The sequence below is a fragment of the Kribbella sp. WER1 genome (genome assembly GCF_054189145.1).
Window position 1 is genome coordinate 3,713,175 of the sequence record NZ_CM135186.1, and the last position, 13,780, is coordinate 3,726,954.

The window sequence follows — 13,780 nt, forward strand, 5'->3', positions numbered from 1 at the left end:
CGCCATCGAGTCCGTCCGACTCACCGAATCCCAGCGAGGTGTCCCGTGTCCCAGTCAGAGCCCGTCGAAGGCGCTTCGTACCCCCGTGCGGTCCGCTACCCGCGTGCTGTACCCAACCCGCCGCAGCCACGCCTCACCGGGCTGCGACTCGCCCACCTGGGCGTCGACGCGACCGCCGAGCGCACCTACCTGACGGTGCTCGAGCGGCCGTCCTGGACCGCCGCCGAACTCGGCGAGCGGCTCGGCCTGGACGAGGAGTCCACCCACGAGGTCATCCGGCACCTGACCGCGCTGGGCCTGCTGGCCCGCGACAGCTCGGGTGACGTGGTCCGGCCGCTCAACCCGCGGCTCAGCCTCACCGCCCTGCTCGCCGAACGCGAGGCCGACCTCGCCCGGGTCACCCGTGACCTCGAGCGCAGCCGGGTCGCCGCGGCCGAGATCGCCGGGGAGTTCGCCCGCCGGCACCCGGCACCGCTGGGCGACAGCAACGGCGCCCTGGACTGGGCAGGCAGCCCGGCCGCGGCCCAGCGCACCATCGAGGGCCTGCTCCGCTCAGCCTCCGGTGAGGTGCTGGTGAGTACGCCGGCCACCGCCGCGCTCGCAGACCCGATCGCGGGCCTCCGTGAACTCGGCACAGGCGTCCTACCGGTGCGCTACCGCATCCTCGTACCGGACGCGGCCCGCACCGACCCCATGCTGGCCCGTCGGCTGCAGCAGCTGACCAGGAACGGCGCCCAGGTCCGTACAGCGACCACGGTCCCGCTTTGCGCGATGATCGTCGACACGGCGACCGTGGCGCTCCCGGCCGACCGTACTGGCCGTGGCGCGGTCAGTATCCTCCGGCTGGCCGCTGCCGTCGGCGCGGTGACCGAACTGTTCGAACGCGTCTGGCACGCCGCCACCCCGCTCCGCCAGCCGACCGGCCTCGGCGACGCGTCCGGGCTGACCGTCCGCGAACGGGAGGTGCTGTCCCTGCTCAGCGACGGCGGTACGGACGCGTCGGCCGCCGCCCAGCTCGGTGTCTCGGTCCGGACCGTACGCCGGATGGTGTCCGAGATGATGGCCCGCCTCGGGGCCCAGAGCAGGTTCCAGGCCGGGCTGAAGGCGTCCGAGCGCGGCTGGGTGGGGACGCGATGAGCCGGACCCTGCTGGTGTCGCCGGACCGTCCGGGCGCGTACCCGAGCATCGGGTCCGCCGTCCTGGACGCACCCGACGACGCGGTCATCTCGATCGCCCCGGGCGTGTACCTGGAGACCATCGATCTGGCCGACCGCTCGGTGACCCTGACCGCGGACGGCGACGACGTGATCATCGACGCCACGACCGCCGCCGCACCGGTACTGCGCGCGTCCGGCGGCCGGCTGACGCTCCGGGACCTGACGATCCGCGCGGGCGACGCCCCGGCGATCCAGCTGGACGGCGGCACGCTCCGCGCCGAGCGGTCCGTACTGTCGGCCGGCTTCGGTCCGGTCGTTCAGGTCACCGGTCCGGCCGAGGTCACGGTGTCGCACTGTCAGGTGAGCGGCGGCGAGCACGGCCTCGTCCTGGAGGACTGCACGGCGAAGGTCGAGCACACCAAGGTGACCGGGGCGTCCGCGGACGGCGTCATCGTCCGCCTCGGCGCGACCGTCGTACTGCACGACTGCCAGATCACCGACTGCGGCCGCCGCGGCGTCTACGCGTACCAGTACGGCCGCCCGACCATCGACGCGTGCGAGGTCTCCGGTACGTCGGAAGCAGGCATCCTGATCGCTTACGACTCGACAGCGGTACTGCGGCACACGGTCGTCCGCGACGTCGCCGGACCGGCTGTTGCGTACGGGCGCCGTTGTCGTGGTGAGGTACTGTCCTGCCGCTGGGAGAACACGGCAGAGCCCGCACTCGAGCTGGCCGAGCCCGAACTGGTCGCCGTAACAGATGCTGAGCAAGCACGTGTGACCACAGACGAGCCTGCAGGCACAGACGTGGAGTCTTTGCTCGCCGAACTGGATGCAATGGTCGGCCTGGCGAGTGTGAAGGACGAAGTACGGAGCCTGATTGACGAGATCCAGGTCAACGAGTGGCGACGCCGGGCAGGGCTGCCGATCGGGAGCCTCAGCCACCACCTGGTGTTCGCCGGCGCTCCTGGGACCGGAAAGACCACCGTTGCCCGGATCTACGGCAAACTGCTCGCCGCGCTCGGCGTACTGCCGAAGGGCCAGTTCAACGAGGTCGCACGGCGTGACCTGGTGGGTCAGTACCTAGGCCATACGGCGGAGAAGACGACCACGGTGTTCGAGAGCGCGACCGGAGGCGTCCTGTTCATCGATGAGGCGTACGCGCTGTCCCGGGCCGGCGCAGAGAACGACAGCTTCGGCCAAGAGGCGATCGACACGCTGGTGAAGCTGATGGAGGACCACCGCGACGAGGCAGCGGTGATCGTGGCCGGGTACAGCGACGAGATGCTGCGCTTCCTGGACGCCAACCCGGGCCTCGCGTCCCGGTTCTCGAAGACCATCGACTTCGAGAACTACTCCCCCGACGAGCTCACGCTGATCGTGCAGCGAATGGTCGCTGCCCAGGAGTACGACCTGGACGACGGCGCCGAGCCGCTGCTGCACCGGCACTTCGCCGTCGTCTCCCAGGCCACCAACTTCGGCAACGCCCGCGACGCCCGCCGGCTGTTCGACCGGGTCCGCAAGGCGCAGTCGCAGCGCCTACGGAAGCTAGGCGGCATGCCAGGCCTCAGCGAACTCCGTACGCTCCGCCTGGACGACGTGAGCGCAGCAGTCTCATGACACCGGATCAAGAACCGCGACGAAGTCGGCCAGCAGCGCGGACACGCCGTTGAGTACGGCATCGAGCTTCGGCCGCTCGCCGATCGTTCCCAGCACCTCACAATGCGCCCAGAGCGACGGCGCCACCCAACCCCACTGCCACAGCTCGTACGTCGTCGCCGACACCACTGCCAGCGGTTCCAGGCCCGGCACGCCGATGGCGAACTGCTGCTGGTCATCCGGACGGTTACCGAGCCCAATGAACAACGGCAGCAGCCTGTACTGCTGTGCGAAGGCGTTGACGTCGTCAACCTGCACCAAGAGCCCCCGCCGAAGCAGTACGTCCACCTGCTCCTGGTCTGTGTAGTCCTCCTCGTGCGCGCGTACCCAAGCAGCGAACTCAGGCTCGCTCAGCACCTCCTCCGCGCCACCAACGCGGATCACGTACTCGTCGTTGGCGCGCGGCCCGGCGCCATGGCCGACAGGAAAGATCACGGCTGCTCCTCCGTCGCCAGGTCGAGGCACGCGGCGCTCGGAGCGAGCAACGCATGCAGTGAGGCCAGTACGGCGTTCAGGTCCGCGTCGTGGGCCTTGCACGCGACCAGGAGATTGGGAGACCGGTGACCCGACAGCCAGAGGTCGTAGAGCGTACGGGTCATGCCTGCCAGCGGGAGCTCCGTCGTACCCGATCTGAACACGGCTGTGATCTCCGGCGAGTTCCCGAGGCCCAGGTGCAGCGGGAGCAGCCGGTGGCGTGCCGCGAAGTCGGCCGGGCCGTCCAGGTCCACCTCGGCCAGCAGGTTCCTGGCCAGCAGCTGGTCGACGCAATCCGGGATCCCGCTGCCGGACAAAAGCTCGCCGATCCGGTGGCGGTCCCAGCGGCTGCGGTCGTCGGCCAGGCCGTGAGCCAGCGACCAGACCGCGAACTCCTCGTCGGTCAGCCCCACGATCTCACCACCGAGCCGCACCTGCTGGACATGGCTGTCCGTGCCCGCGGCGTAGTACGTCCCGAGGCAGTGGCCGATCGGGAACATCAACGTGGTCATGCAACTCACGGTGACAGCCGCGGCCGACGGCGGCAGACAGCTTGCAGCATGTGGCCAGAGTGTGGCCGCAGCCGCCGGTGTCGCGGCGAACGACCTGCTCACAAGAGAAGATGGACAACGTGACAGACACAGGACCGGCCGTTCCAGGCTGTACGGACGTAGCGCTGGTCCGGTCCGGTATCCCGCAGGTGTACCGATGCCTACGGCAAGGGACCACGGTCAGCGCCCTGGTGTACCCGGTGCGCGTCGACGCCGGTACGGCGGCCACGTTCGCCAAGCAGGCGAAGGCGCTGCAGGGAGTGGACCATCCGCAGGTGGCACGGGTACTGGAGCCGGGCATGACCGACGGCTACCCGTACCTGATCACGACTGCCGACACCGGCACGCTGGCGGACCAACTGCGCGATCAGCTACGTTCTCCGGCTGATCTCGCCGTACTGGGCCAGCAGCTCGCGGAAGGGCTGGCCGCGATCCATGCGGCCGGGCTGGTGCACGGCGGCCTCACACCGGGCGCCGTGGTGCTGCAGCAGGACGGCCGCCCGCAGCTGTCCGCTTTGACGCTAGGACTCGGTCAACACACCGGCCACGCCGCCCTGAACTCACCGAGCCAGCTGTACATCGCACCGGAGACCCTGCGCGACGGGACGTTGACGGCTTCGTCCGACCTGTACGCGCTCGGCGCCGTGCTGTACGCCGCTGGCAGCGGCAAACCCCCGCTCGCGGCGCGGATGGGCGAGACGGCCGGCGAACACATCCTCCGGGTGCTGAACGACCCGCCCGCGCGCCTCGACGTACTGCCGGACTCGTTCGCCGGGCTGATCGCGCGGCTACTCGAGAAGGACCCGGCCAAGCGACCGGGTTCCGCGGCGGAGGTGGCGGCCGCGCTGGGCGTACTCGCGGCCTCCGCGACGCCGATGCCCGCTGCGCGCTCGGTCGCTCCGACCGTCGCTCCCGCGCCGAAGCCGGTGGCTGCCGCGATGCGGCCACGACCGACGGTCCTGAAACGGAAGGACCTCCCATCGTGGCCTCAGGCAACCAACCCGGCTCCGCCTGCTCCTAAGCCCCAACCAGCACCTCAGCCGGTCGCGACTCCGCCCCCAACGCCTGCGCCCGTTCCTGTTCCTGCCCAACCACCGCCGGCAGCGCCACCCGCACCGGCCAAGCGCCGCAACCGCCTCCTGGTGGCCGGTGGCGTAGTACTGGCCGCTGCGCTTATCACAGGCTTCGCCCTGGCCAACCGCAAGGACCACACCGACCAGCCGCCGATCAGCGCGCCGACACCGACACAATCGTCCACCCCGGCCCTGGTGATCACGCTGAACCCGCCCGTGGACCACAGCACGTACGTCGACCTCAGCTGGAGCGGACCGTCCGACGTCAACTACGCGGTCGTCGTCGCCCAGGCCGGCCAGAAGGCCAAGACGACCCTCGTCTACAAGCGGACCAAGTACAAGGTCGACGTGGTGCCCGGTGTGCAGTACTGCTTCGCGATCCAGGCGACCGACGGGCTCAACCCGGGCCAGTCGCAGTCCCGCCCGATCCGTGACGCCCAGTGCGAAGGGCGCTGATCAGCCGATCAGGCTGCGCGCACTGAGCGTCGTCCGGATCCGCTGCGTCAACCGTCCCTCGGCCAGACCACGCCTGGCCTTCCGTACGGCGGACCACGCGAACTCCCGGTCCGGGTCGGCGTCCTGCCCGGACCACAGCGCCCGGTCGAGACACCCGGCCAGCAAGGTCATCGCCTGCGACACGGCACCGTCCGAATCACGCGCCAGGTCCCGTGCGGTCGCGGCCGGCGTTACCCGCATGCCGTGGTCCCGCAACAGGTCACGGGCTTCCGCCCACGCCCCGAGCGTCCCGTGCCGTCGACGGCGCTGACGACGTACGGCTTTGGCCAGCGGGACTCCTACGAGCCACAGCAGCAGTGCGAGGACCACTACGCCGCCCGCGACCAGCAACGCGCCCCAGCCCGGGAAGTGGTGCGTGGCTGGGGGCTTCGGAGCAGGGAGGTTCGGTTCGGACTGGTGTTCGCGCTCGATCTCCTTGGTGGACGGCAGGTTCTTGCGTACGGTCTCGGCCGCTCCGGCCAGGCCGCCCTTGCCCGTTGTGGACGTGGCCGTGCCGGTCGGGTCCAGCGGTACCCAGCCGACGCCGGTCACCGCGACCTCCGGCCAGGCGAGCACGTCGCGGTTGCGGATCACGTACGTACCGTCGGGGCTCGGCGTGTCAGGCTGCTTGAACCCGACCACCAGGCGCGCCGGCAGCCCGAGCAGGCGGGCCATCACGACGTACGCCGCCGCGAACTGTTCCGACGTCCCGCGCTTGCTGTGCAGCAGGAAGTAGTTGAGCTGGGCGTACCCGTGGCCGGTCGGGAGGTTCTCGCCGGCCGCGAGCTTGTAGTTGGTCCGCAGGTACTTCTCGAGCACGAGGGCGAGCTCGAACGACGGCCGGACGTCGCCGGCGATCGTGCGGGCCAGTTCGTCGATACCGGTCGGCACCTCGCCGAGGTCGTCACCGCTGCGCAGGTCCGAGTCGACGCCTGCCGACGCCAGGTCGTCGACGTTCACCGTCGGCTCGTCCCAGTTGACGCGGTACTGCGACGGCCGCGACTGCTCTGCCAGCAATGCCCCCGAGGACGGGTCGACCAGTAGCGGTTTGTCGTCCACCACGGACACCGTGCGGCTCTGACTCGGCAGCCACGGCAGGGACCAGTCCCCCAGCGCTACATCGGCGGACTGGCGCCGTACCGGGACTGTGACATGTGAGTCGAGCGGGAGCTCGCGGCCGAGCCGCTGGAACTTCGGAGAGGCCGTCCAGGTCACTCCGTCGAACGAGTCGAGCGCAATGACCGGCCAACGATCCACAGGCCCGTTGGCACGTGCTGTGAAGACCACGGTGTCCGGTGAGTGCAGCCGTGCAGCTATCTCGGTCAGCGGGTTACTCAACACCGTCGGCGAATCAGGAGGGCTGGGTTTGGGCAGGTGTACGGCGCTGGACGCAGGCAACGCCACACCGAGCGTGCTGCCTGCCACTGCCATAACAGCGAGTGCTGCGACCAGCCGGACCCAGGACTCCCACTGCACCATAACGAGCACACAGCAAGCTGTGAGCGCCAGCCCTGCAAGCACTGCATCGAAACCGGTCACCGTTACATAGGCCTGCGACAGCCCAGCCACCACGACCGCAGGCAGCGAAGCCAATAGCCGCGAGCGTTCCAGCACCCGCGCACCGATCAAACAGGCAAGAAGGACCAGTAGCGGCACGAAGGCGACAAGATCAGGCACCGGACTGGCCGGCCACGTCGACTCGAGCGTACGGCGCCAGCCAGAGGTCACGGCCTCCCACAACGACACCGGACGCCGGGCCGCACCAGGAATGACCGCCAGCAACGCGACAACGCCACCGACCAGCGTCAACGGCACCCGCCACCGGACGAGCTGCGGCCGGTGCAGGATCGATTCCTCAACCAGGTAAGCGACAACCGCGACCGCCAACATCGGCCAGAGCACAGCCGACGTACCGAAGAGCGGTGCGAACAACAGGCCCGCTACGACAGCTGCGGCGAGTACTCCGAGGACCGGTAGCCGTCGACTCATGTCGGTACGACGTTCCACGCGTCAACGGCGTTCTGTGCGTTGTCCGCGTGGATGACGTGGACACCGGCAGCTGTATGGAGCGCCGCCTCCTCATGAGTCACGTCAACGCACACGACGGGCCGGTAGCTCGTCCGTACCGTCGACAGGTCAGCGGTGTCGCCAGTCAGCACAACCAGCGCCCCACCGTCCCGTACCGCCGGCAGCGACTCCAACAGGTTGGACGTAGTCGTCGACTGCTCGATCCTCGCCAGCTCGTCGAGCAGATCGCTCACGGACTGTACGTCGTGGTCGGTACCGCACGGAGTCGTGAGCCGCAGCCGCTGGCCGGACTGTGCAGCAACGACCAGGATCGAGGCCGCGACGGAAACAGCGGTGTCGAACTGGTCGGCCGACAACACCGACGTCCGCGTGTCCAGCACGACCTGGAGGCGCGGCTGGTCCGGGTCGACGTACTCACGCACCATGAGGCGACCTGCGCGCGCGGACGCCTTCCAATGCACGTGTCTGACCTCATCACCCGGCACGTACTCACGCAGCCGCCGCAGGTCGATCGAGCCGCGCAACTGAGACACTGGGCCCTCGAAGTGATGCCGCTGCCGGATGCCGGATGCGGTACGAGCGGCGTACCGCTTCGGATGGACCAGAAGCGTTGCAGCGCTACCGATCGACACCCGGCATGACACCAGCCCGAAAGGGTCGGACCGGCGCAACAGCAACGGTCCCACCGGTACAGGGCCTCGACGGGACGTTGGCAGCTCGTAGTGGTACGTCGCAGCACCGTTGGGCGCGAGGGCTGCGACGGCTACCTCCGACTGGTGGCGGCCGGCCGTGTCCGCCGCGACGAACGCCGGCTGCCGCCGGGTGGCCTCGTTACGAACAACCAGCCGCGCTAGTGCGGGCTGACCGCACTCGACGCGGTCCGGGTACAAGACGCGCTCCACGGTCACCTTCGGGCGTCGTACGACGGTCAGCACGCTCACGAGCACCACAGCGAGTCCCGCTCCGGCCAACACCTGCAGCATTGGGTACCCGAGCAGCTGCCCCGCCACCAGCAGGGCGACCGAGCCGCCCAGCACTCCCCAGGCTCGCAGCGTGAGCCGCGTCGTCATGACACGACGCCAAGAGCCCGCTTGAGATCACGCCGTACGGGGTTACCCGGGGCAGGAGTGTCTTCGAGTACGTCGTCCACCACGCTCTCCGCCGTACGACGAGCCAGCGTCGCGTCGGCGGTCAACACCAGCCGGTGCGCCAGAACCGGGTGCGCGATGTTCTTGACGTCGTCCGGCGTCACGAACGACCGGCCGTCGGTGGCAGCGATAGCCCGAGCAGCCCGGACCAGGGCGATGCTGCCGCGCGGGCTGGCGCCGTACCGGACCGCACTGTGCAGACGGGTCGCCGCGGCGAGCCGGACGGCGTACGCCATCACGGCCTCGTCGACGTACACCGACTTCACCGCGGCCACGACACCGCGCAGCGTCTCCGGGTCGATGACCGGCTCGAGGTCGTCGGGCGTCGGGCCGGCGCCGTCGAGCGCGACCACTTCGACCTCGGCGTCGTGGTCCGGGTACCCGATCTCGATCCGCAGCAGGAACCGGTCCAGCTGCGCCTCCGGCAACTGGTACGTGCCCTCCATCTCGATCGGATTCTGCGTGGCGAGCACCATGAACGGGTCCGGCACCCGCCGGGTCTCCGCGTCCACGGTGACCTGCCGCTCGGCCATCACCTCGAGCAGCGCGGACTGGGTTTTCGGCGTACCGCGGTTCACCTCGTCGGCGAGCACGATGTTCGCGAACACACCGCCCGGGTGGAACACGAACCGGCCCTGACCCTGGTCGTACACGACCACACCGGTGATGTCGCCGGGCAGCAGGTCGGGCGTGAACTGGATCCGGCTCCAGCGACCGCCGATGCTGCGCGCGAGGCTCCGCGCCAGGCTGGTCTTGCCGAGGCCGGGCAGGTCCTCGATCAGCAGATGGCCGCCCGCGAACAGTGTGGCCACCGCCAGCCGGACGACCTGCGGCTTGCCGCGGATCACCCGCTGCACGTTGGCCGCGATCAGCTCGTACGCCTGCTGCGGCTCCATGCTGCCGCCCGCGTCCCGCATCCCCACTACCTGTCCTTCCGTCGCCGCGCAGTCCGTCGGACGACCCCGGCCGGCGCACTCGCCGGAGGCAGCGCGGGAGCACCCGCCGCCGGCGTCGCCGTGGTCGAACCCGCCGTACCAGTCGCTGTTGCACTGCTGCTGTTGTTGCGCTCGCGGGTGACGGCCGTGACCGAGACGGTCACCGCGAGCGCCGACATGCCGGTGTAGCGCGTGCTGGTCGTTGTCACGTTCCTGTCCGCCTGACCAGTCACGGAGACGACGTAGTGCACCAACTGGCCGCCGCCGAGGTTCGGCGCCGTCCAGGTCACCGTCAGCGAGCCCTTGCCCGGCGTAGCGGTCACCTTGGGCGCAGCCGCCGGACCGTACGGGTAAACGGTGCGGCTGGCGGCGGAGCCCTTCGACGTACCGGCGTTGTTCGAGGCTGTCACCTGGTAACTCACGGCCTTGCCCTTGGCCGGGTTGAGCGTGGTCGTGGTGGTGTACGTCGGCACCTGGGTCTTCGTGCCGTCCGAACCGATCACGGTGTAGCCGGTCATCGTGAAATCGGAAGCGTTGGGCGACGTCCAGGAGACCGTCACCGAGCCGTCCGGCTTGGCGGCCGCGGTGACCTTCGTCGGCGGCCCGGGCGGGTCAGCCTTGCCGTTGATCGAGATCACCTTGGAGTCCACGGCAGGCCCAGACCCAACGCTGTTGATCGCCTGCACAGTGAAGATGTAGCCGCCGCCGTTGAGCAGTTGGCTGAAGCTATGGCTCCGCGAGCTGCCCGACACCGTGACTGTGCCCGACGCCGGCAGCCCGACCACATACGTGCCCGGTGCGACTCGGAAGCTCACCTTGTAGCCGGAGATCGCGGCACCGTTGGCCCGTGCGGCCGTCCACGTCACCGTCGCCTTACCGCTGCCGGGCTTGGCCGTCACCGCCCCAGGCGCACCAGGCGCGGCCGGCGGCGGAACGGTCGGCTTCCGCGGCGGCTTGGCCGTGGGCTTCGTCGGCTTCGTGGTCGGCGGCGGGGTCGGCTTGGTCGTCACGGTGTTCTTCGGTTTGTGCACAGTCGGGCGCGGCGGCAGCACGGTCTCGGTCGCGCGCGGCTTCCCGATCGTCACCCGCACCGGCGGCAGGATCGGCCGATGCGTCGGCGTCGGGGTGGACGGCGTCGACGTCGGCGTACTCGTCGGAGTCGGCGTGGTCGGGTTCGGCGTCGGGGTCGTGGTCGGCTTGGTCGCGGACGGCGACACCGGCTTGTCGCCGCCGTTCACGTCCACCTCGCTGACCGAGCCGTCACCGTCGACGACGGTCACCACCTGGCCGGTCTCGTCGTCGATGTACAGCCGGCCGTCCTGCCCGGCCGTGACCCGCGGCCCGCCCTTCCGGTCGCCCTTCTTCTTGCCGAGGTCGTGCGTGTGCAGCGGCTTGCCGTCCGGCGCGAACGTCCGTACGACGCGTTTGTCGGCGTCCAGGACCGCCACGGAGGCCCCTGTCGCGGCGACGGCGTCGTACCGTCCCGGCGGCAGGGTGATGCTCTCGGCCGCCTTGGCCCCGGCCGCGTCCACCAGCAGCAGTCGCTGGCCGGCCAGGATCGGGATGCGGCCGTTGACGTCCGACTGCGCCACGACCGACGTGGTCGGCAGAGCGCCAGAAACGTCCAGCGGCACCGCATGCCCCGCCTTGTCGCCAGACAGCGGCGTGAGGGTGCGTTTGCTCAGGTTGGCGAAGGCAGGCTTGCCAGCGACGCTCAGCAGCGCCCCGGCGTCCTTGCCCTGTGCGGGCAGCTCACAGGCCAGTGTGGTCGCCGCGGGCGCCAGCTTGCAGAAGTGGTCGGCGTCGCGCAGCCACAGCGCACCGTCGGCGGTGGCGATCGCACTGGACACCACACTGCCCACGGTGATCGTCTGCAGCTGGTCACCGAGCCGGACGATCTGGCCGTGCTGGCGGTACACCAGGTACGGGCCGCTCTGCGCCTCGATCCCCAGCGGCTCCTCCGGGATGCCGATCCGGACCGAGTTCTTCACGGTCAGGTTCGACTTGCCGAACACGATCACGCCGTCGGAACGTACGACGTACCCGTTGGCGGCGCCCTGGACGACCTGGCTGCCGGACTCGGCCTGGACGCCCCGGACCTCGGCGTCCACGTTCTTGCCGCCGCCGTCGACCCGGAAGACGGCACCGAGCGTGGCGTTGTACACCCAGTGCCCGGCCTGCTGGAACGCGACCGCCGGGGCGCCGCGGCCGAGCGCGGAGTACCCGATGAACGTCCCGAGGACCAGAGCCGCGATCGTCCACCACGCGACGGGGCGGCGGATCGCACTGGCGAGGCGAGTCATGAGGCTAAACGTGCCCTTCTATTGTCCAGCTGCGGTACAGCGGCGATACATCCGGCCACGAGACGTCCGGAAGCGGTCGTCACGAGGCCACGGTCGCGTGCGCGGGGTCCTCGGGTTCGCCCAGCTCAGCCAGGGCCTGCCGGGCCTCCGCGGCGATCGGCCCCTCCGGCAGCAGCCGCAGGGCGCGGCGGAAGTACTCAGCAGCCTGCTGGCGGGCACCACCGCTCGCCTCGGCCATCGCCAGGTTCACCAGGACCGTGCCCTCGGCGTCCCGGTCGTCGTGCACCGAGGCGATCCCTAGAGCCGCCGTGAACTCGGCACGTGCCGCCGTAAGCCGCCCGGTCCGCGTCAACGCGCTCCCGAGGATGTTGCGCGTGATGAGCTCGCCGTACCAGTCCTTACCGGCACGGGCAGCCGCAGCGACATCAGCCACGAGTGAAGCCCAGTCCGGTACGTCACCGCCCGTCTCCACGAACTGGTGCAACGCACTGGTCAGCAGCCACGCGTTGGCCACGTCCTTCTCAGCCAGCAGCCGGCGTACGGCGGTAGCGAACTCCACATGCCTCGTTGTGAACCAGTGGCGCGCGGCCACGGCGTGTTCGCCGTCCAACGCATCAGCCGCTTCCAGCACTGTCCGCACGTACGCATCCGGCCCGGCCGGCTCCTTGGGCTGCTCCGGTACGTCGGTCAGCAGCTGTTGCTGCAGCGTCCGGAGCTCCTGCCCCGGCTCGGTCCCCAGCTCGTCCACCAGCGCCGCCCGGGCCTTCTGGTACGTCGCGAGCGCGTCAGCACGCCGGCCCGCGTCCCGGTACGCAACGACCAGCCGCGCCCAGTTCGTCTCCCGGAGCGGGTCCTCGGTCGTCAGGCTCTTACACAACGCCACGGCGTCCGCGAACCGCGTCGTACCGATCAACGCATCCGCCAGCCGCTCCCGCACCGACCAGTGCAACTCAGTCAGTCGCGTCACCTCCGGCTGATGCTGGTCAGTCACAAGCCCCTCGTACGGCGTACCGCGCCAGAGCGCCCGCGCGGTCTCCAGGTGCTTCAACGCCATCGGCGCATCCCCCGCCGTCAGGGCGTCACCACCCGCGTCCAGCAGCGTCTGCATCCGATCGGAATCCAGCTCACCGGCCTCGACCCGGATCCGGTACGCCTTGGACCGGCTCTCGATCCGCTGCCCGTCCAAACCGAGCGGCGGGAGCGTCCGACGCAGCTGCCAGATGTACGTACCGATGTTGCGCTCGGCCGACACCGGCGGCGTCCGACCGGACCAGACCGTATCCACGATCTCCCCAACGCCCACCCAGCTGTTCGCCTTCACCAGCAACAGAGCAAGCAGCGCCCGGGGCTTGTCGGCACGGATATAGCTCACCGCATCGGTGCCATCGATCTCCACCGGCCCCAGCACCCGGAACAACACCGCCGCACACCTCCACCTGCGCTGGACTCAACGAACCACTCCGACGCAAAGAGCCACCAGACGGTTCCGCACACACCGCCGACATTCCACTACTGAAGGTAACTACCCCAGCCCCACCCATCAAACCGGACCGGTGGGTCAAAAAGACCCCGGACATGACAGCAGGCGGCATCCCACCTCCGAGAGGGGATGCCGCCCGCCGAGTTACCCCAGAGTCAGCTCAGTCCCACCACTGGAACTGCCACCCGTAAGCACAGTTCCACTCCGGCGCACAGGTCGTGTCCGGATCCCGATACCAGACGTCGGACACCTGGTACCCGTTGTGCTGAGTGATGTTCTGCAACTTGATACACGCGTCCTGGGTCGCACAGGTAGTGGTGTGCTCAGCCTCCGTCTGCGCATGCGCCGCCGAAGCCCCACCAACAACCACAGCCACCGCCGCAGCCCCCATCACAACCGCCCGCCGAACAGCCCTCATCAGCCATCTCCCTCACGTCGATTTCGTTGCCCTACGCAACGCCACCCGACGCTAGACGG

11 protein-coding genes are annotated in these 13,780 nt (G+C 69.6%); 3 read left to right on the forward strand and 8 right to left on the reverse strand.

Features of this window, described 5'->3' with window-relative positions; genetic code table 11:
• The first annotated feature begins 45 nt into the window (after positions 1-45).
• Both ACXJJ3_RS17975 and ACXJJ3_RS17980 read left to right on the forward strand, forming a co-directional pair.
• Positions 46-1,137, forward strand: a complete 1,092-nt coding sequence (locus tag ACXJJ3_RS17975) for a helix-turn-helix transcriptional regulator (RefSeq protein WP_458171314.1) — start codon at positions 46-48, stop codon at positions 1,135-1,137.
• Positions 1,134-2,777 (forward strand): AAA family ATPase, encoded by a 1,644-nt coding sequence (locus ACXJJ3_RS17980; RefSeq protein WP_458171315.1) that lies wholly within the window; start codon positions 1,134-1,136, stop codon positions 2,775-2,777. Before ACXJJ3_RS17975 ends, ACXJJ3_RS17980 begins: the two co-directional genes overlap by 4 nt.
• Here ACXJJ3_RS17980 and ACXJJ3_RS17985 read toward each other — a convergent pair.
• Both ACXJJ3_RS17985 and ACXJJ3_RS17990 read right to left on the reverse strand, forming a co-directional pair.
• A complete protein-coding gene (locus ACXJJ3_RS17985; protein ID WP_458171316.1) occupies positions 2,772-3,251 on the reverse strand; it encodes a hypothetical protein in 480 nt (159 codons plus the stop codon). The two genes, ACXJJ3_RS17980 and ACXJJ3_RS17985, sit on opposite strands and share 6 nt — an antisense overlap.
• Positions 3,248-3,802, reverse strand: coding sequence for a hypothetical protein (locus ACXJJ3_RS17990; RefSeq protein WP_458171317.1), 555 nt, complete (start codon positions 3,800-3,802; stop codon positions 3,248-3,250). Before ACXJJ3_RS17990 ends, ACXJJ3_RS17985 begins: the two co-directional genes overlap by 4 nt.
• Before the next feature lie 119 nt (positions 3,803-3,921).
• Here ACXJJ3_RS17990 and ACXJJ3_RS17995 point away from each other — a divergent pair, with 119 nt between their 5' ends.
• Positions 3,922-5,370: a serine/threonine-protein kinase gene (locus ACXJJ3_RS17995; RefSeq protein ID WP_458171318.1), complete on the forward strand. Its 1,449-nt coding sequence runs from the start codon at positions 3,922-3,924 to the stop codon at positions 5,368-5,370.
• On the opposite strand, the gene ACXJJ3_RS18000 is transcribed toward ACXJJ3_RS17995, so the two are convergent.
• From ACXJJ3_RS18000 to ACXJJ3_RS18025, 6 genes are all read right to left on the reverse strand, one after another.
• On the reverse strand, positions 5,371-7,398 hold the full coding sequence (locus ACXJJ3_RS18000; protein WP_458171319.1) for a transglutaminase family protein: 2,028 nt from the start codon (positions 7,396-7,398) through the stop codon (positions 5,371-5,373).
• Entirely contained in the window at positions 7,395-8,507 is a 1,113-nt protein-coding gene (locus tag ACXJJ3_RS18005; protein WP_458171321.1) for a DUF58 domain-containing protein, read from the reverse strand. Before ACXJJ3_RS18005 ends, ACXJJ3_RS18000 begins: the two co-directional genes overlap by 4 nt.
• Positions 8,504-9,502 carry an AAA family ATPase gene (locus ACXJJ3_RS18010; protein WP_458171904.1) on the reverse strand — a complete coding sequence of 333 codons (999 nt, stop codon included), beginning with the start codon at positions 9,500-9,502 and terminating at the stop codon, positions 8,504-8,506. The genes ACXJJ3_RS18005 and ACXJJ3_RS18010 overlap by 4 nt, the downstream gene beginning before the upstream one ends.
• 5 nt (positions 9,503-9,507) lie before the next feature.
• A complete protein-coding gene (locus ACXJJ3_RS18015; protein ID WP_458171322.1) occupies positions 9,508-11,823 on the reverse strand; it encodes a fibronectin type III domain-containing protein in 2,316 nt (771 codons plus the stop codon).
• A 79-nt stretch (positions 11,824-11,902) separates the two neighbouring features.
• Entirely contained in the window at positions 11,903-13,243 is a 1,341-nt protein-coding gene (locus ACXJJ3_RS18020; RefSeq protein ID WP_458171323.1) for a BTAD domain-containing putative transcriptional regulator, read from the reverse strand.
• A 220-nt stretch (positions 13,244-13,463) separates the two neighbouring features.
• On the reverse strand, positions 13,464-13,721 hold the full coding sequence (locus ACXJJ3_RS18025; protein WP_458171324.1) for a hypothetical protein: 258 nt from the start codon (positions 13,719-13,721) through the stop codon (positions 13,464-13,466).
• Positions 13,722-13,780 lie beyond the last annotated feature (59 nt).